Origin of the sequence: Pseudonocardia abyssalis, assembly GCF_019263705.2 — a bacterium.
Lineage (GTDB): Bacteria > Actinomycetota > Actinomycetes > Mycobacteriales > Pseudonocardiaceae > Pseudonocardia > Pseudonocardia abyssalis.
The window spans coordinates 694,291-711,439 of the sequence record NZ_JADQDK010000001.1; the positions used below are offsets into that span (position 1 = coordinate 694,291).

Below are 17,149 nucleotides of genomic sequence, written 5' to 3' on the forward strand. Positions count from 1 at the left end.
GTCTTCGCGAGCCGATGGCGAACGGGTGGAGGTGGTGGCGCAAATGTCAGGCAGCGGCCAGGCGATCAAGGTCGTCGTCTCGCTGGTGGGCCCGCAGGACGTCGCGGTCGTGGCCCACCGGCCAGGCACCGACGGCGCCGCGATCAGCGTGCGCATCGGGGGATCGTTGATCTACATCCATGATGCGGAGACCGCCAACAGTTTCCATCGGGCGTGGCAGTCCGGCGCCCGGCAGGCGAGGTCGTTGCCGGTCCGATCGGATCCGACGCGAGTGATGCCGGTTGCTGGTGTCGCCGAGCCGGCGGTGATGATGGAAGCAGCGGAATCCCCGCCGGCCGGGGCCCGCCTGGACCAGGCGCCGGGTCGTAGGACCAGCCTGTGGGTCACGCTCGGCCGGATCGGTTTCGACGTGCGTGACCATGCTGCGCTCCGCTCGGCGATGGCAGCGTTCCGGCGCGCCGACAATCTGGCCGCGACAGCGTTCCCGCCGACTCCCGAAGAGCGTGCCTGCGATCAGGCCGCCCGCACGGCGGCTCGATTGTTCGCCACCCCCAACCGTGTTGCGGCCAAGCCGGTGACTGTCTCGTCGAGGCCGACCGCGCCGGCGAGGGCGCTTCCCGCGGCCCGGACGGCGATCGGGAGGGCGGTGTGACGGCGCCGGACTACCCGTTGATGGCGCTGGGGAGCTACGAGACCTACCAGCTCGCGAACATCGCCACCGTCATCGCCGAGCGGCTCGGCCGGCACCACAGGACCGGTCGGGGTCGCGACGGGCGCGCAGCGCGAGCGGAAGCGGTGCGCGACATCACTGGGGCGGCCACCGCGCTGAGCAACGCCACCGGCAGGTCCATCCCGGACCACGATCTGCCTCGCACCCTGGACACCGACACGTTCACTGCGGCGCGACAGCTGCTCGCCACCGGGCCGCGATCCGCGGACGTCGTCGCGCTGGCGGGCTTGGGCCAGACTGGGTTCGCGGTCGTCGGGCACGTCCCGGGTCTCGGTGCCGTCGGCGCCAGAGCCGCGTCGAGAGACATCGTCGATGCACTACACGCGCACTTCCTCACCCGGCCGTCCAGCGAGCTGGCCCCGTGGGCGGTCACGCAGACCCCGCAGCGCGTCCCGACCCTTCCCCAGCAGGTCGACCTGGCCGCGTTCGTGGAACACCTCGACCCCGCCCGGGACGACGACCGTGCCGTGGCACGCAACCTGCGCGGCCACAACCGGCGTACGGACGCGGCCATCCGCGGCCGCTTCACCGGTGTCGATCTCGATGCCCCGGCCGTCGTCACCCCACCCGGGACACCCTCCGACCCCGCGCCCCGTCGCGTGACCCGGCCCCGCCGCCCGGCCGCCCCCAGGGCAAGCGCGCGCGCACCGGGTATCCACCGGCCGCCCGGTCAGAGCGCCGCGGCGCCCACCGTCCCGACGACCATCGCCGGCCCGTAGGGCACCAGCGCGGAGCGGTCGGCCGCCCGCATGCCGACGATGAACGCGGTGACCGCGACGAGCACCGACATCGACACGATGCCGGTAACGATCGCGTCATGCCGGACCAGGACGACGGCGAGCGTCGGGACGAGCTTGGCGTCGCCCCACCCGAACCCTGCGCTGACAGCCGCCTTCATCCCGACCGCGACGCACCCGCCGGCCAGCGCGCTGAGCACGGTGGCGCCGACTGCACCGCTCCCCTTGGCGGTCACGATCCCGACCAGCAGCGTCACGACCAACAGCGGCCAGGTGAGAACGTCGGGTAGCCGCCCCTCGTGGGCGTCGACCACCGCCGCGGCACACCCCAGCACGGCGAGCGGCAGCAGCAGGATCGCGCGCTCCGGCGGGAGTGCCAGGACCACACCGACCAGCAGCCCAGCCATCGCGGAGATGGCCGTGACCGCGATCGGCCGGAGTCGGATGGCGGAAGTCACGGTGTGCCGGGCGATCAGCAGCACCGCCGGTCCGGCGAGTACAGCGACCAGGGCCGCGCACGCGATGCCGCTCACGGCCGCGGACGGCGCGGACCGGCGGGCAGCAGGTCGTTGAGCACGGCGAAGCTGTCCGGCGCGAGTTCCTCCGGCACGTCGAAGCCGCGAGCGTCGAGCAGAACCGCGGCGTAAAGCTCGAGCTCCGATCGGTTGTCCTCAGCGTGCGCGATGCGCATGAGATCGGTCAGCGGCCGGTCGAAGGCGACATCGATATCGATCATGCGCGCGCGCTCGGCGGCCCAGCGGGCCAATGAGGTGTCGCCGGCGGCGAGGGCGATGTCGACGAGCTCGTGCGCGGCGTCGACGATGAAGCCCGGTATCTGCAGGTCGTGGCGCTGGTCGTGGTTGTTGAGCCAGCCGTATCCACCGGGTCGCAACGAGCTGAACACAGGCCCCCGCACGAGGTTCAGAGCCGCCTCGTAGTCAGTGATCGCGCCGGGATGGCCGGCCTCGTGGCGGGCTTGGCCGCGCTTGCGCAGCCGCCGGAACAGGTCCCAGTCCAGCTGGTAGCCGCGAAGTCGGTAGCTGTTGTCGTTCTGCATGTCGCTGACGAAAAACGCGTCCGGGTCGCCGTTCAGGCCCTGGCCGGCCCACTTGCGAGCTCCGTAGAGCGCGTGCCGGAGGGTGGCCGGGCTGATCCGGCGTCCGTCGGGCCACAGGTCGGTGACGGCCTTCGCCGAAGTCACCCCGGCCGGGTGCAGGCTCAGGTAGACCAGAACCTCGGCGAACCAGGTCCTGCGTGTGCCTGGGGTCGGACCGGGCGCGGTGATGCTGGGCTCGCCGAGGATCGCGATCATTGGTTTGGACGGCGGGCCGGCGTCGTGCCAGGCGGTGAGATCGTCGTCCAGGCCAGGGTCTTGGTAGTCGACGATCGCGAGCCGCCGGGCGGCCGCCGACTCGGCTGCGGAACCGGTGGACCACGGCGGAAGGGGCAGGTCCGGTTCCACGTCCACCTCCCTCGCGCCGCCTGGTTCGGGTCTGCCATTCGCGGGCGGATCCCGCGGGACGGAATCGCCGGTCGCGAGAGAGCCGTCCTCGTTCATGTCCGCAGCCCACGGTTCGGCGGACGATGCCGCACCGACGGGAACCGCTGGCGCGCTGGTGGATCCCAGGATGGCCGCGAGGTGGGTGCCGGCGTTCTCGGTGAGCCGCGCGACCTCCCACGGCCCGTCCGTGACGTCCGGCAGGTCGAGCAGCCCGTCGTCGCCGACTTGCAGGTCCGCGTGGGCGGTGTCGATGACGACCACCGCGGTTGCGCTCCGGCGATGTTCGGCGGCCAGGGCCTCCAGCCTGGCGCGGTGTCCGTCGTTGGGTTCCGCTGCGGCGAGCAGCACCGTGGGCAGCCAGGAGTCGGAGGCCAGGTCGTGCAGCCGCCCTTCCACGACAGTCTCGACCTGCCACTGGTCCAGCGCGCCGCGAGTGGTCGAGGCTCGACGTTCGATCTCCACCAGCGCGGTATCGAGGTCGGGCGCAGCACCCAGACGATCCGGGTTGAGGGAGATCAGTTCCTCGCCGAGGCCGAGAAGCAGAACCTCGACGTCTTCCGCCGTGCTGCTTGTAGCGAGCTCGGCGGCAAGATGGCGCAGTAGCGCGATGCAGCGCGCCCGGTCACCGCCGATCCGCAGAACTCCGCGCTGTTCGAGGTCGATCATGAGGGTGCGGTCGTCGTCGGTGGCGATCGACACCAGGACCGGGAACGGGGCACAGCACCCGGCGGCCTCCGCGTCGGGAACCGGCAGCGGGTCGTCGGGATCGAGACCCCACACACCACCGTCCGGCTCGACCTCCGTGAACGGTGTTGGTAGCCGGGTCTCGGGGGAGGCCGTGAGCACGATGTCCGAGGACGACAACCGCGCCGAGATCAGCACCGGAGTGGGTGTGCCGTCGGTCGTCTCCCGGTCGGGGTGCGCGAGCGAGCGCAGGGCCAGGTCCAGGAGCCGCGCGGTGCGGGCCGCCCCGTCGTGTGGGTGGGGTGCGGGCAGTGACCGTTCCACCCGCCCGTCGTCGTCCGCGGGCACGGCTATCCGGTGTCGCAGTGGGCGGAGTCGTTGCTGCCGGCGGCGACGCACGACGAGCGACGCCAGGACGCCGCTCGCGACGAGCGCGGACACGCCGAGTGCTGTGACCGTGAGAGCCGTGCCCGGGTCGTCGCCCTGCACGCCGGTGTCGCCTGGGGTGATCGCCGATCCGGTTGGTTCCTCGGCGGGCGTGGTCCCCGGCCGCGCGGGGTTAGACGTCGGCGAGCCGGTCGATGGGAGCTCCGGAGGCTGCGATGACTCAGGTTCGGGTAGTTCGGGCAGTTCGGGTACGGCTCCCGTCGGGGATGCTCCCTCGGCCCTGTCGTCGGGTAGCGCGCCTTCGTCATTGGGTCGGGGTTCCAGCGAGGGCGCGCGGTCGGGAAGGACGAGCGTCCACCCCGGCCGGATCAGGTCGGGGTCGGCGAGCGTCTCGCCGCCGGGTTGCGGCACGGCGACGTTGGCCGCGAACAACTCGTCGGTTCGGCTGGGATCGCCGAGGTGGCCACCGGCGATTCCGCTCAGCGTGTCACCGGGCTCGACCCGCACGATTGCCCGGGCGTCGGGTGGCAGGACGAGGCGCCATCCCACGACGAGCTCGGAGGCTTCGGTCAAGCGCCCGCCGTCGTCCTGGATCCGGCCGGCGTTGAGGTCGTAGATCTCGCGCCAGCGCAGGGGATCGCCGAGGCTCGTCTCCGCGATCCGCCATAGCGTGTCTCGGCGTTCAACGGTGTGCACCGGTCCCGTCGGCTCTGTCCCAGCGACTCGACCGGGATCGGCGGCCGAGGGTTCGGACGTGGCGGCGGTCAGGACCGACCCTGCGGCCGAGGTGACGGGGGTGGCCATCGCTGGGCCCGCGCCGACCATCGTGGCGACCAGCGCGACCGCGATGGTGCGACCGAGCCGGAAGCCGGGCAGGTCGATGCGTGGCGCAGGCCGGTTGAACAAGCTGGCGGTCAACTCGATCACGATCGACATGGCCAGCACCAACCACGTTCCGGCCGCGACCACCGTGAGGAACCCGATCAGCAAGGTGCCGTCGTCGGGCGCCAGGAGCATGTCGACGACCGAGATTCCCGCCGGGAGGCCGCCGTCCAGCAAGGAGCCGCTCAGCAGCCACAGCGTGATCGGGACGCCGAACAGGATGCCGATGGTGGCCGCAGCCGCGACCACCGCGGCGCCGACCCGGGACAGAGTCCTCACGACACGCCTCCTTCCGGGGGGACCGGGACCAACAGCGCCTCCGCCTCTCCGGTGCTGGTGATCTCGTTGCGGCCGATCAGGCCCAGCAGGACCGTGGCGCGGGTGACGCGCGCCTCGACCCGGATGCGCAGCGGACCGACCACGGTGACCGTGCCCTCGACGCCGGCGGCGGCAAGATGCGCCTGGGCCGCCGCCACGGCCGCCGCGGGGTCGACCGTGGTCGTGCCCCGACGCAACTGGTCGATGTCGAGAGCCTGGCCGGCGGCGCGTGCGGCTTCCTCGGCGACCGAGTCGGCGGTCGCGAGTCCCTGCGCCGCCCGCACGCCGTCGATGCCCAGCCCGATCGCGGCGAGCAGCGCGAGTGTGGCGATCGCCATCGGTGCGCTGACCGCGCCACCTCCGCGTTCCCGGCCGCCTCGCTCCTGGTGGTTCGTCGTCATGCCCTCTCCCGCCAACGATCGATCGGGCTGGCTGATGTGGACTCGATGACCCGGGTTGTGCTGGCGCCGGGCAGGCCGAGGTCGGACCAGTCGACGTCGCATCGCACCGTCGCGGTGACAGAGGCGGGCGTCCCGAGCGGCGCGGCGAAGCCCGCCGTGTCGAGCGTGATCCGCAGATCGGCGCAGCGCAGGCCTTGTTCGGCGAGACTGCTCTCCGCCGCCAGGTGAGCTGCGGCGGCGGCCGTGCCCGGCTCCCGGTGCAGTGATGCCACCCGAGCGGCGGAGCGCGCCGCGTGGTCGGTGGCCGCCTCTGCGGCCACCAGGCGACCGCCCGCGACGGCGAACGCGATGAGCAGTCCGAGCGCGACGACGAGGACGGCCGCTTCGACGGACGGGCTCCCTCCCCGCTCGCCCGAATGTCCTGGAACCGGCGCCCTCATGGGGTGGCCATCTCCACGCCACCAACCGCCTCCCGGTTGATCGCGACCGGTACGCCCGGCACCAGGGAAAGAGCCGACCCGGTGACCCGAACGCGCAAGATCCCGCCGCTGTCGTCGAGCGAAGCGGACACGACGACGTCGGTGAGGACGGTGCCACCGGCGCGGGCGAGAAATGCCTCCGCGTCGCGCCGGGCGGCAGCGGTGGTTGACTCCGACAGGTAGGCGCGGCCAGACCGCAGTCCGTCCTGGGCGCCGGTCAGTGCCAGCTGTCCGGCGTAGAAGATCAGCGCGACCTGCACCACCGCGAGGATCAGCATGATCAGGACGATCCAGAGCAGCGCCATCTCGACGCCGGTGGCGCCACCACGCTCGCCATCGTCGACCTGGTCCGGGCGCAGACCGTCCATCGCGGGGGCACCTACTTCAGGGCGCCGAGCTTGCTCGCGATGAATGCGCCGACCCCGGCGGCGATCGTTCCGGCGATCACCGCGCCGGCACCGATGTGCATGCCTTCGTCGGAGTTGCGGCCGCCGCCGCGTTCGTCGAGCGGTTCGAGGCGCAGTCGGACCGCCCAGGCGAGGTGGTGGGCACAGATGCGAGTTCGGGTTCTGAGTTCCTGGATCATGGCGGGTTCCTTCCCAGTCGGATTGATGCGTTCAGACGCTGGTCAGCAGTGCTGTTCCTGCGGGGAAGAGCACCCAGGCCGCGATGAGGAATACCTGCAGCGCGCCCGGGGTGCTCATCTGGCCGCTCGCGCGGTTGGCCTCGGTGTGTTCGTCGGCGAGTAGCTCGTCGCGCAGGCTCTCCGCGCGGGCCAGGAGTGTCCCGACGACGGCGGCGCCGTCCTGACCGGCGGTGGCGGCGATGGCCGACAGGTCGGTCAGCTCGTCGATGTCGATGCGCTCGCCGAACCTGCGCAACCCGTCCCACGGCATGTCGCCGGCACGTTCGGCGAGTTCGAGCTCGTCACGCAGGCGGCGCATCGGCCAGCTCTCGGCCAGCAGCCGTCCCGGCACGGTCAGGGCGGTCGAGACTCCGGCGCCGCCCCGGCGCAGCAGGCTGACCTGTTGCAAGTAGGCGACGAGTGCCGAGCGGAGCTGGTCGCGGGCATCGTCGGCGCGGTCGCGGACGCGGTGGGCATGTCCGGTCCAGCCGACCAGCAGTCCCACGAGGGTGACACCGACGGGCACGACCACGCCTACACCGGTGCCGAGAAGGGTCAGCACCGCGGCGAGCACCGGCCCGGCCGCGGCCAGGCTCGCTGCAGACCCGGCGGCGGTGACGAGGAAGCGATCCCGGCCCAGCCCGAGCAGCTCCAGATCGGCGGACGGTACGTCCACCGGTAGCCGGCGCAGCAGCGGCAGCAGGATCCGCCGTCGAGCCCGCTCCTCGCTGTCCGTGGCGTTGGGGCGGTAGCTGCGCTCGTCGAGCGCGGCGAGCGCGTCGACCAGCACCGGATGCCGGCGGTTGCCCGCGACGAGAGCGAGCGCCAACGCGACGCCCATCAGGCCGCCGCCGACCAGTGCCAGCACGCCGTTCATGACGCACCCCGCTCGCCGGGCAGTGCAGAGACTCCGAAGAATCTAGGCGCGGTCCGGCCGATGGCCAGCCTGCGCATCCAGACCAGCAACAGGCCCGATGCGGACAGCAGTACTGCCATCACCACCTGCCCGACCGGCGTGCCGTACGGCGCGGCGAAGCTCGGTACGACACCCATGAGTACGAGCAGAGCGGCCTGGATGATCAACAGGATGCGGATCGACTGCCTCGACTCGGCGCGGGCGGCCTCGATGTCGCGACGGGCACGGACGTCGCGCGCGACCCCGTCGGCGAGCTGGCGCAGAACCCCGGCGATGCCGCCGCTCTGCTGATGCAGGGCCAGCAGCAGGGCAGCTGCGACGACATCGCCGGTCCGGTCGTCTACGGCGTCGGCGAACTCGCGCAGCGCGGCGGCGTGGTGGCTGCTCTGGCGTCCCGCACCGTCGCGGATGCGGCGAGCGAGCGTGTGTACCGCTGGGGCGATCGGTTCGTCGACCCGTGGCGCGGTCGTGACGATGGCCTGTGCCAGGCCGATCGCCCCGCCGCCGGTCAGGGTGTCGGCCATGCGCCGACACCAGCCCTCCAACGCTTCGAGCTTCTCGATCCGCTCGCGCACGACCCGGGTGGATCCCAGCAGCCACGGGAGCCACAGCCCGGCAACGGTCGTTGCCAGCCCCGCCACCGGCCAACCCGAGAGTGCCCACACGACGACTCCCGCGACGGCGCATGCCAGCGCCCGGCGGCGGCGATCGGCGTGGGGTCGCGCAGGGTCACCGGTGGCGACCCAGGCGCGATGGAGCCGCCGTGTCCATGGCGACGCGGGTGCCGCGACGGGCCTGCCGTCGCTCGCGCTGCGTCGGCCCCCGACGAGCAGTGCGATTGCCGTGGCGACGCAGGCACCCGCGACGCCGGCCGCCAGCTCCGCCGGCGTCACCGGGTCCACCCGCCCGACTCGTGAAGGAATCCCAGGTCGATGCCCGCTTCGTCGAAGGGGCGGCGGTTCTGGGGCAGCAGCTGGAAGACTGCGCGCGGATCACCACCCGGTGCGGGTGCGAACACGCGGTTCATCGCGACCCCACCGCCCTCACCGACCGATGTCACCTCCGCGACCTCGGCCACGAACCGTGTCCGCAGCCCCTCCGGGGTGGTCCTGGCGTGGCGCAGGTGGACGACGTAGTCGATGCCCTGAGCGGCCAACCTCGTTACGAAGGTGTCGGACCACCCCGCCCCGGCGCCTTTCATCGTCGCGGTGACGAGCCGCTCGAACGCCTCGGCCGCCGATCCGGCGTGCAACGTGCACATCGAGCCGGGCATGCCGGCGTTCATGGCCTCCAGCATGGGCAGCGCCTCGGCGCCCCGTACCTCGCCGACGATCACCCGGGTGACCGACATACGCAGTGTCTGGTGCAGCAGACCCGACAGCGTCATCTCACCGGCCGGACGGCCGGTCGCCGGGTCGCGCTCGGTCGACCCGGAACGGCACTCGGCCGCGTAGAGCAGCGGGTGCTTGTCCGGCAGGCGGTGCAGGTTCAGCTCGAACTCGGTCTCCAGCGTCGCGAATCGCTCGTCCAGAGCGATCTCGCGCGCAAGCGCCCTGAGCAGGGTCGTCTTCCCGCTCGACGGCATCCCGGTGACCAGGATGCTCTGCCGGGCGTTCACCAGCGCGGCGAGGAAGCGCGCGAGCTGGAGTGACACGGTGTCCAGGCGGATCAGGTCGCGCAGCCGGACGTCGACGAGCTTGTGTTTGCGGATCGTCACGACTGGACGGGGGACGACCTCGCGCATCGCGGCGAGCCGGGACCCGTCCGGCAGCTGCATGTTCAGGCACGGCTGGGCTGGCGAGAACGCGCGCTCCGAGCTGCCGTGATGGGCGGCGATGTGTTGCAGTTGCTGCACCAGGTCGGCGTCCGTGTCGGCGACGGGTGTGCCCGCCGTGCGGACCGAACCGTCGGACATCCGCAGCACCGGCAGGTCGCACCCGGTGATGTGGATGTCCTCCACGCCGGGCACGTCGAGCAGCTCCTGTATCCGGCCCAGGCCCCACAGCGCGTTCTCCACCGCGCGGGCGACGGCGCGTTCCGTCGCGTGGTCGAGCTGTGGTTCGCCGCTCATCGCGCGCCGTCGTGCCTCGGCGTCGAGCTCTCCCTGGATCCAGGCCAGCAGAAGCTGACGGTGGTCGGCCGGGTCGAGTATGCGGCCGTCCAGTTCCTCGGCGAGCCGGGCCAGCACAGCGTCGTGGATCCGCCGGGTCGAGGCCTGGCCCACGACGGACCCGGCCGTATTCCTGGTACCAGCGTGCTGAGATTTGCCGTTGAGTTCTTGAGTCATGCCACACCTCGCTGGTCGTCGCCGAACGTCGCGAGCGCCCCCGCGAGCCTGAGGGCTCCGCGCTGCAGGGGACTGCGGCTGAAGCCGCGTCCCGGTCGATCCCCGTCGCTCCAGACGGCCGCGGCGCGCGGGTCATCGGGCAGCTCGCCCAGCAACGGCAGCCGGCACGCCTCGGCGATCTCCGCGGCGGGGTAAGGGGCGCCCGCGTCCACGACAAGCACCGATACCCGCGGATCCCCGGGCCGCACGTCGAGTTCCTCCTGCAACAGCGGGGCGATCCGGGACGCCGCGCGGGTCGCCCGCAGCGAGGAGCCCGTCACCAGGATGATCATGTCGCACGTCCGCAGCAGTGGGGTCACCCCGTCCGCGACGGCGAACCGTCCGCAGTCCGCGATGACATCGGCCGCCGGCAGTCGCGCCAACGCCGCCCCGATCCGGGACCACGGCAATGTCGACGCCTGCCCGACGCAGCCAATCCCGGCCAGCACCGGCGGCGAGTATTCGGTAGGCCGATGCACACGCCGATCCAAAGCCACGTCCAGATCGGTCGAACGCAGGTCGACGACCGCTTCCATGATCCCGGCGGCGGGAGGCCACTCGCCGCTGCCGAGCCCCGCTCGGACGTCGCCGCCGAACGGGTCCGCCTCCAGCATCAGCGCGGCGCGCGGCCACTGCGACGCCAAGGCGAGCGCTGATGTCGTGACGCCCGGGCTGCCCTTCGCCGAGACCAGTCCCACGAGCACGTCGCTCACCCCCGCCCCAGCAACACGATCGCCACGCGGTTGTCGACCGACGCCAGCGCCAGCTCTTCCGCGTCGGCCTGCGGCACGAGGACATCGACGTCGCGGCGGCCGGACACGTCGACATCACCTGCCCTGACGACCGTGGCGCGTTTCGGCGGACTCCCGGCACCGGTGATGATCAGAACCTCGTCGCGTGGCGCCAGCGCCGCGGACGGCACCCGGCCCGCCTCCACCGACAACCCGACGACCGCCTCACCGGGAGCGGGAACGCGGTTCGGCGAGACCGAGTCGGGCGTCAGCGTCTGCCCCGCCCGTAGATCGGTGGCGGCGAGCTGTCCCAGTACGGTGCCGACGTCGTCCCACGTCACCCAGGTCAGGCCCGAATCGAGCGGTAGCTGGATCTCACGCAGGTCGGAGAGCTGGACGACGGAGCCGAACGAGAGCGGCCGCGCCATCGCCACCACGCCTTCACGCACCACCGCTCCGCGGTACGCGTAGGCGCCGAGCAGTGCACCGATCAGGCCCAACGTCACGGCCAGGAGCAGACGCCGTGACGAGCGGCGAGGTCGTAATGGACGTGGGGTCGCCGCTTCAACCCGCTCGGGCGGGCGGGCAACTGTTGCGGTCATCGTTCGCCTCCGACCAGTACCTGGATCTCTCCGACGCCCAGGGATGTCTCCGCGGACACGCGGACGGTCTCCTCACCGGCCACCGGCAGGCCGCCGCTCACCCCGGTCCACATCACCGTCCACACACTGGTGGCGATCACCGTCCACCGGCCGGTGCCGCCGGTCCGCTCCGGCAGGGAGCGTTGTTCGTAGGTGTAGCCGCAGTCGGGCGACGACCCGGCCTGCCCGGTCCACGGCGTCCCTGGGCCCGTGCAGCGCACGTCGGCTCCGGCCGGCCCCATGGACCACTCCACCGCCGACAGCCGCCCGGTCGCGGTCACCCGCGCCGCACCGACGGTCGCCGTGGCCGATACCGGACCGGTCGAGGCGACACCGTCTTCGATCCACAGCCACACCGGCACCCCGACGTACCCGGGGCCGTCGGCCGAGGTGCGTGGTTCGGGCGGGTCGAGGGTCAACTGCTCGACAGCCCGCTGCGCCAGGACCTGCGCGATCGTGGCCGGGTCGATTGCCGGCTCGGTGTCGGCTGGTAGCGCGTCGAGGAAGTCGGCGGGGTCTGGTACCTCCTGCCGGACCCAACTGCCGTCGCCGAACGGCAGAGCCTGCAACCGCGGCCGTTCGGGCTCCGATGACGTACCGGCGTCGTCGTCGGCGATCCCCTCGTCGGTCTCTGGCCGTGTTGAGGCTTCCTCGCGATCCGGGTTCGACGGCCGCCCCGGCCGACCCGGATCCACGGCGATGACCAGGCATCGCCCGTGGCTGTCGGACACGGCGCATCCAGGCGGCTCGGGGTCGCCCGCGGTCGTTAGCAACAGCATCGGGAGAACGACGCCCAACCCCGTCGCGGTCAACACGGCTCGTCCAAAGCCGGTTCGGCGCGGTCCACCAGCCACTCGTCGCCGCGCAACACGACCTCGGCGCGGAAGCGGTAGCGCGGCGCCCGGTTGGCCAGGTCGTCAAGAACCTCGCCCGTGGCGTCCGCGATCAGGCGCGAGTCGCCGAGCTGCACGCAGTCCACGATCTCCACCCGATCGTCCGTCGCGGTACCGACCGTCGGAGAGCGGGTGACGGCCCCTTCGGTGTGAGCGGGGAAGTCGGCATAGTTGCGAACGTCATCGATGAGGCTGTCCAGCGCGGACCCCGACGCCACTTCTTCCAGCTCCGCCGTCCAGTCGCGCGCGCTCGGCGCCGAGAAGGCTTCCTGGGAAATGGACCAGTAGCGCTCGTACGACAGCAATGCGTCCTGTGACGGCGTGGCCGGCTGTGTACCGACCGGCGGCGCGGTCGCAGTGCAGCTTGTCAGCAGCGCCGCCGTGAGCACGGACGACAGCAGCGCGATCCGTTGCGATGTGGTCACGCGACCCCTCGATTCCTGTTCGAGTCGATGCTGTGGTCGGGGCGTGGTCGTTGTGTTGCTTTCCCGTGGTTTCCGCGTGGTCACCGCAGGATCGAGACACCGGTCGCAGACTTACCAGTGCGCCCGCGACTTCGTGGGCGAACGGGACCGGGTCCCTCGAATGGACTATCGGCTTGCGCGGGGTGATCCGCTCGTGGCGGCGTCACCAGCTCTGATCCCCGTCGCCCGGCTCCTCACCGATGGCAACGTTGCGAGATCCACGCGGGAGTTCGTCGATCCGTACAAGGTGCCGACGGCGGCAGTCGTCAACGCCGAAGGAGTACGACTACCACGCCGGCACGCCGCAACCGCCGTGCGAGCAGGAGCATCATGAAGCCGAGAGCGAGGTAACCGATCGGAAGCGCGACCCAGATACTCTCGTTGGGCGGGTCAGATACGGGCCACACGACCCCGGTCGGGCCCTGACCGAAGCGCTCGGTCAGTTCCTCGCTCGGGATGGTCGTGGTCGCGTCGCTCTGCGAAGCCGTCCCGCCCAACTTCACGCGTATCGCGTTCACCCGGAGTTCGAGCGACTGCCAGACAGCCTGCGCGAGCCGGTCGACAGCCTGGTCACTCGGCAACAAGGAACCGTCCGGGTTGCGACAGTCGCTTGCCTGCACGTCCACCACCACGTCGGACCCGACCATGATCCGCTCGGCCACAACGAACGAGCACCCGGTTCGCAGATCGAGATCACCCGTTGACGTCGACAACCGCGAACATCCCACCGTGAGCAGGATGGCCACGGCGATGAAGGTGCCGACTCGGGCGGCAGCGATCGGGATCATCCACCCAGGCTGGAAAGCGATCGTCGGGACCGCAAGCATTCACTCCGAGCGCTGTGGACAACTCGCCCGTGGACCGGCTGCAACTCGCCTCGCGACCGAAGCGGCTGCCGTGCGAGTGCGCACGTCGACGGTCAGACTCCGAGCTTGCTCGGCGATCACAACCAGTACGCACGGCCACCGGGACGGCGAGCGGCCGCACCCAGCACAGCGTCCGTCCGGCAGCGGTCGGTGCGCGGCCAGGAGTCGTTCGGCGGCGCCGTGGTCGCGCGCAAGCAGCAAGGCTGCCTCGGAGATGCAGCTGTGCTCACGCGGTCTGGACGAAGGCTGGGCGGGCGTCATCGGTCGCCGATCTGTGGAGGTAGTACCACTATCGGTCGCAGGTTCCGTCTGGAATAGGCCGTGCAGCGGACATCGAGCGGACTTCACTGCGTAGACTTGAGTCCTCGATGATGCGAACAGACGGAGGTGCCCGTGCCGCGACCGCCGGGGAACCGACTGCTCAAGGCTGCCCGCTTGGCGAGCGGGTTCGGCTCGCAGGAAGGTCTCGCCGCTGCGCTCAGCGCTGCTGCCGAGGAGCTCGGGCTGCGTGGTGTCAGCATCGGACCGCGGCAGGTGCGCCGGTGGGAGTCCGCCGATCCGCCGTGGCCGCAGCCTCACCATCAGCAGATCCTCATGCACGTGCTCGGCCTGCGGATGGATGAGCTCGGGTTCGTCGCACCTTGGTCGGAGGGTGAACCGTTTCCTGATCCTGGTCGACTGTCCACATCACGACGTCCGACCTCGGGCGGGTCGCGGCAGCGGCCGACCCACCCGCCGTCGGTCGCCTCGGACTACGTGGCCGTCACCGCCGCCCATCGCCGGATGTACTGGTCGGTGGATCCCGCACGCCTGCTCGCATCGGCGTCGGAGCAGGTCGGGCTGGGGGCGCTACTGCTGCGCGAGACCGACGGCACCGCGCGCGATCGGATCACCCGCGCACTCGCCGAGTCGGCGTTGCTCGTGGGCCGAATCGAGTTCTTCGACCTGCGGCGCACCGATGCTGCGGCGGAGACATACGTCCGCGCACTCCAGTTCGCCGGCGAGGCCGACGACCAGTTGCTCGGCGCCGCGATCCTGGCCCACGCCGCGTTCGTGCCCGGCTGGGCAGGAGACCGGGAGGGCGCGACCGAGCGCCTGGCCGCGGCACGCGCGTACGGGCGACGAGGCTCCGCGCCCGCGTTGATGCGGGCGTGGATCGACGCCGTCGAGGCGGAATGTGTAAGCCGGTGCGGGGACCCGAATGCGGCGCTCGGGCTCATCAGCAGAGCCGAGGCCGAACTGGCCGTCGATGTCGACGCCGGCCTGCACCCTGTGCCGGACTGGATGAACTGGTTCACCCCGGTCCGGCTCGCGGCGTTCAAGGGCAACACCGAGCTGGCTGCCGGGCATATCAAGCGGGCGCGGACGACCCTGACCGCCGTGCTCGACGCGCTACCGGCGGCCGACGTGAAGCAGCGCTCGGTCGTCCTCGGTGATCTGGCTGCTGTCGCCGTGGCCGCCGGTGATGTCGAGGAGGCCTGTCGTGCTGCGGATGCAGCGCTGGACGAGCTCTCCCGCACCTGGTACGAGACCGGAATGGACCGCATCCGGGACGTTCGGCGATCCCTGCGCCAGTGGCAGGATCAACCCTGCGTCCGGGCGCTCGACGACCGTCTCTACGGCTGGGCCACGACGCTCAACGCGATCTCGGGCCGATGAGGACGGGCAGTTCGGCCAGGCTGTCGATGCGCAGGGTCGGTACGCGGTCCGCGTCCGGTTCGTGCTGCTGGATCAGGCCCCACGGGCCGCGGCGGATCAGAGCAGTCCGCAGGCCACGGCTCGCTGCCGGCCGGATGTCGTTGTCGAGCCGGTCGCCGACGTAGAGGATCCGGTCGGGCGCGCAGGGCGCGGCGTCGATCACGTGGTCGAAGAACGCCGGGTCCGGCTTGGACACGCCCCAGTCGTCGGAGGTGGCGATCATGTCCGTGGGAAGGTCCAGGGACCGGAGGATCATGCCGGCGCGCACGGTCTGATTGCCGGCGATACCCACCCAGCACCCGGCCTCGCGGAGAGCACCCAGGGCGGGCCGCACGTCGAAGTACAGGTCCTGCTCGTCGAACGACTCGGGCTTGCCGCCCTCCGTGCGGGCCTGCCGCTGCTGAGCCAGATCGAATCCGGGCGCGAAGACCTGGAAGGTCTCGCGGTAGTCGAGGCCACGGGCGATCACCGATCCGAACACGGCGGCGAACGTGTGCCGGGGGACGCCGAGCCAGTCCGCCCACGTCCCGTACTCCCGGGTCTCGTCAACGAGGCACTCACCGACGTCGAACACGACGGCCTCGATCGAGTCGATCACGGCGCGGTCCGGTTGCGCGGGACCGGCCAGCTGAGGCTGGCTCCGTCGATGAATCCCTGCACCTGCGTCACGTGCGCGCACTCCCTGCCACCCTTGGTCAACGGATGGGAAGAATCTAACGGACGGCATCCCGTTGCTAACTGGCGATGGAAACGTGCACGTGATCCCAATGACCGCCGGTGGCGTCGTCTGGGTTGTAGACCCCGCCGCCGGTATAGGGGCGTCCCCAGGCGTCGTCGCTGTCGGGGGTGCCGGGGGACCAGATGCGGCCCTGCCAAATCAGGTACTTGACCTTGAGCGTCACGGCGTGAGTGCGGAGCCAGGTGGCCAGTCGCCATCCGTTCTGAAGTTCCTGGCCCTGCGGGAAGGTGCCTACGGCATCGGGAAAGTAGTCGCAGGCGCGGCCCTGCGGATGGTCGCTGGAGGGGTTCCACGCGTGCTCGTCCCAGCAGCCTGCCGAGCGGATCGGTGCTCCCGGGCCAGGTGGGCCGAAGACGCGGATGATCTCGTCGTAGGCGTGGCGTGTGGCCGGGGTGAGGCAGCGGCCGCCCGTGGGGTCGGTGGCGCTGCAGACGGCGCTCACGCCAGCAAACGGGGTTGGAACGGGCAGGTCGTCGACGGGTATCGGTCCTGACGCGGTGCCGTACTGCTGGACGAGCCTGTGGACGCGGTCGATGTAGGTCGCGACGAGATCGGCGCAGGATCGGTCGCAACCGGCTTCGCCCTCGGCGGGGGTGCCCGTGGTCGACCCGGTGAGCCGGCCGCAGCCGGCGATGTGGCACACGAGCATTCCGTCCAGGGCGCTGATGGGTTTGCCGCTGGCGTCGATGTGCGCGGTGGCGGCGCGCAGGTTGGCGCACACCCACGGGATTGCGCGGCGCAGGTGCTCGTCGGGTTGCAGGATGTCGGCGTCGGCCGGCGGTGGTGCCGCGGCCCAGGGCGCGCCGCCGGCGTCGGTCCAGTTGGTCTCATTGAGCTGGTAGAGCCCGGCGGCGCCGCCATTGCGGTCGGCACTGAAGGCAGTGGGATCCCAGCTTGACTCGGCCTCGACGTGGGCAATGACCCACAGCGGCGGGAGCTCCGGGCAGGTGGTCGTCGTGACCTCAGCGATGGTCTCGAGATGCTGTGCGGCGAGCGGCGGGATGGCCGCGGTGTTCACCGCCGGGACCGGTGCGGCCTTGGAGAGCCCGCCGAGCAGCGCGGCGATCAGCAGCAGGGGGAGGAGCAGGCTGGCGACCAGGCCGCCGCCCGCGATGATCGGCCCGCGCACGC

Annotated in this window: 19 protein-coding genes; 3 read left to right on the forward strand and 16 right to left on the reverse strand. The window is 71.3% G+C overall.

Annotated elements, in window-relative coordinates; all coding sequences use genetic code 11:
* Nucleotides 1–25: 25 nt before the first annotated feature.
* Both I4I81_RS03375 and I4I81_RS03380 read left to right on the forward strand, forming a co-directional pair.
* Complete coding sequence (locus I4I81_RS03375) at nt 26–652, forward strand: hypothetical protein (RefSeq protein ID WP_218606017.1); 627 nt, start codon at nt 26–28, stop codon at nt 650–652.
* Nucleotides 649–1,449, forward strand: coding sequence for a hypothetical protein (locus tag I4I81_RS03380; RefSeq protein WP_218615795.1), 801 nt, complete (start codon nt 649–651; stop codon nt 1,447–1,449). Before I4I81_RS03375 ends, I4I81_RS03380 begins: the two co-directional genes overlap by 4 nt.
* Here the strand turns inward: I4I81_RS03380 and I4I81_RS03385 are convergent.
* The 14 genes from I4I81_RS03385 to I4I81_RS03450 form a co-directional block, all read right to left on the reverse strand.
* Complete coding sequence (locus I4I81_RS03385; protein ID WP_218615796.1) at nt 1,401–2,000, reverse strand: prepilin peptidase; 600 nt, start codon at nt 1,998–2,000, stop codon at nt 1,401–1,403. The genes I4I81_RS03380 and I4I81_RS03385 overlap by 49 nt on opposite strands.
* A complete protein-coding gene (locus tag I4I81_RS03390) occupies nt 1,997–5,200 on the reverse strand; it encodes an AfsR/SARP family transcriptional regulator (RefSeq protein WP_218602270.1) in 3,204 nt (1,067 codons plus the stop codon). The genes I4I81_RS03385 and I4I81_RS03390 overlap by 4 nt, the downstream gene beginning before the upstream one ends.
* Complete coding sequence (locus I4I81_RS03395; protein WP_218602269.1) at nt 5,197–5,640, reverse strand: hypothetical protein; 444 nt, start codon at nt 5,638–5,640, stop codon at nt 5,197–5,199. Before I4I81_RS03395 ends, I4I81_RS03390 begins: the two co-directional genes overlap by 4 nt.
* Nucleotides 5,637–6,080 (reverse strand): hypothetical protein, encoded by a 444-nt coding sequence (locus I4I81_RS03400; protein ID WP_218602268.1) that lies wholly within the window; start codon nt 6,078–6,080, stop codon nt 5,637–5,639. Before I4I81_RS03400 ends, I4I81_RS03395 begins: the two co-directional genes overlap by 4 nt.
* Nucleotides 6,077–6,487, reverse strand: coding sequence for a TadE/TadG family type IV pilus assembly protein (locus I4I81_RS03405; RefSeq protein ID WP_218602267.1), 411 nt, complete (start codon nt 6,485–6,487; stop codon nt 6,077–6,079). Before I4I81_RS03405 ends, I4I81_RS03400 begins: the two co-directional genes overlap by 4 nt.
* Before the next feature lie 11 nt (nt 6,488–6,498).
* Nucleotides 6,499–6,705 (reverse strand): hypothetical protein, encoded by a 207-nt coding sequence (locus tag I4I81_RS03410; RefSeq protein ID WP_218602266.1) that lies wholly within the window; start codon nt 6,703–6,705, stop codon nt 6,499–6,501.
* A gap of 31 nt (nt 6,706–6,736) precedes the next feature.
* Nucleotides 6,737–7,621, reverse strand: coding sequence for a type II secretion system F family protein (locus tag I4I81_RS03415; RefSeq protein WP_218602265.1), 885 nt, complete (start codon nt 7,619–7,621; stop codon nt 6,737–6,739).
* On the reverse strand, nt 7,618–8,301 hold the full coding sequence (locus tag I4I81_RS03420; RefSeq protein ID WP_218602264.1) for a type II secretion system F family protein: 684 nt from the start codon (nt 8,299–8,301) through the stop codon (nt 7,618–7,620). The genes I4I81_RS03415 and I4I81_RS03420 overlap by 4 nt, the downstream gene beginning before the upstream one ends.
* A gap of 248 nt (nt 8,302–8,549) precedes the next feature.
* Nucleotides 8,550–9,947 (reverse strand): TadA family conjugal transfer-associated ATPase, encoded by a 1,398-nt coding sequence (locus tag I4I81_RS03425; RefSeq protein ID WP_226363720.1) that lies wholly within the window; start codon nt 9,945–9,947, stop codon nt 8,550–8,552.
* Nucleotides 9,944–10,699: a CpaE/TadZ family protein gene (locus I4I81_RS03430; RefSeq protein ID WP_218602262.1), complete on the reverse strand. Its 756-nt coding sequence runs from the start codon at nt 10,697–10,699 to the stop codon at nt 9,944–9,946. The genes I4I81_RS03425 and I4I81_RS03430 overlap by 4 nt, the downstream gene beginning before the upstream one ends.
* Nucleotides 10,696–11,319: an SAF domain-containing protein gene (locus tag I4I81_RS03435; protein ID WP_226363721.1), complete on the reverse strand. Its 624-nt coding sequence runs from the start codon at nt 11,317–11,319 to the stop codon at nt 10,696–10,698. The genes I4I81_RS03430 and I4I81_RS03435 overlap by 4 nt, the downstream gene beginning before the upstream one ends.
* Entirely contained in the window at nt 11,316–12,173 is an 858-nt protein-coding gene (locus I4I81_RS03440) for a hypothetical protein (protein ID WP_226363722.1), read from the reverse strand. Before I4I81_RS03440 ends, I4I81_RS03435 begins: the two co-directional genes overlap by 4 nt.
* Nucleotides 12,167–12,676 (reverse strand): hypothetical protein, encoded by a 510-nt coding sequence (locus I4I81_RS03445; RefSeq protein ID WP_218602259.1) that lies wholly within the window; start codon nt 12,674–12,676, stop codon nt 12,167–12,169. Before I4I81_RS03445 ends, I4I81_RS03440 begins: the two co-directional genes overlap by 7 nt.
* Before the next feature lie 305 nt (nt 12,677–12,981).
* Nucleotides 12,982–13,503 carry a hypothetical protein gene (locus I4I81_RS03450; protein WP_218602258.1) on the reverse strand — a complete coding sequence of 174 codons (522 nt, stop codon included), beginning with the start codon at nt 13,501–13,503 and terminating at the stop codon, nt 12,982–12,984.
* Between the two features lie 471 nt (nt 13,504–13,974).
* On the opposite strand from I4I81_RS03450, the gene I4I81_RS03455 reads away from it, so the two are divergent.
* Nucleotides 13,975–15,240 (forward strand): NsdA family TPR-like regulatory protein, encoded by a 1,266-nt coding sequence (locus I4I81_RS03455; protein WP_504958854.1) that lies wholly within the window; start codon nt 13,975–13,977, stop codon nt 15,238–15,240.
* On the opposite strand, the gene I4I81_RS03460 is transcribed toward I4I81_RS03455, so the two are convergent.
* Both I4I81_RS03460 and I4I81_RS03465 read right to left on the reverse strand, forming a co-directional pair.
* Nucleotides 15,218–15,877, reverse strand: a complete 660-nt coding sequence (locus I4I81_RS03460; RefSeq protein WP_226363724.1) for an HAD family hydrolase — start codon at nt 15,875–15,877, stop codon at nt 15,218–15,220. The genes I4I81_RS03455 and I4I81_RS03460 overlap by 23 nt on opposite strands.
* Nucleotides 15,878–16,013: 136 nt before the next feature.
* Nucleotides 16,014–17,147, reverse strand: a complete 1,134-nt coding sequence (locus I4I81_RS03465; RefSeq protein WP_218602255.1) for a VldE C-terminal domain-containing protein — start codon at nt 17,145–17,147, stop codon at nt 16,014–16,016.
* Between the last annotated feature and the right edge of the window lie 2 nt (nt 17,148–17,149).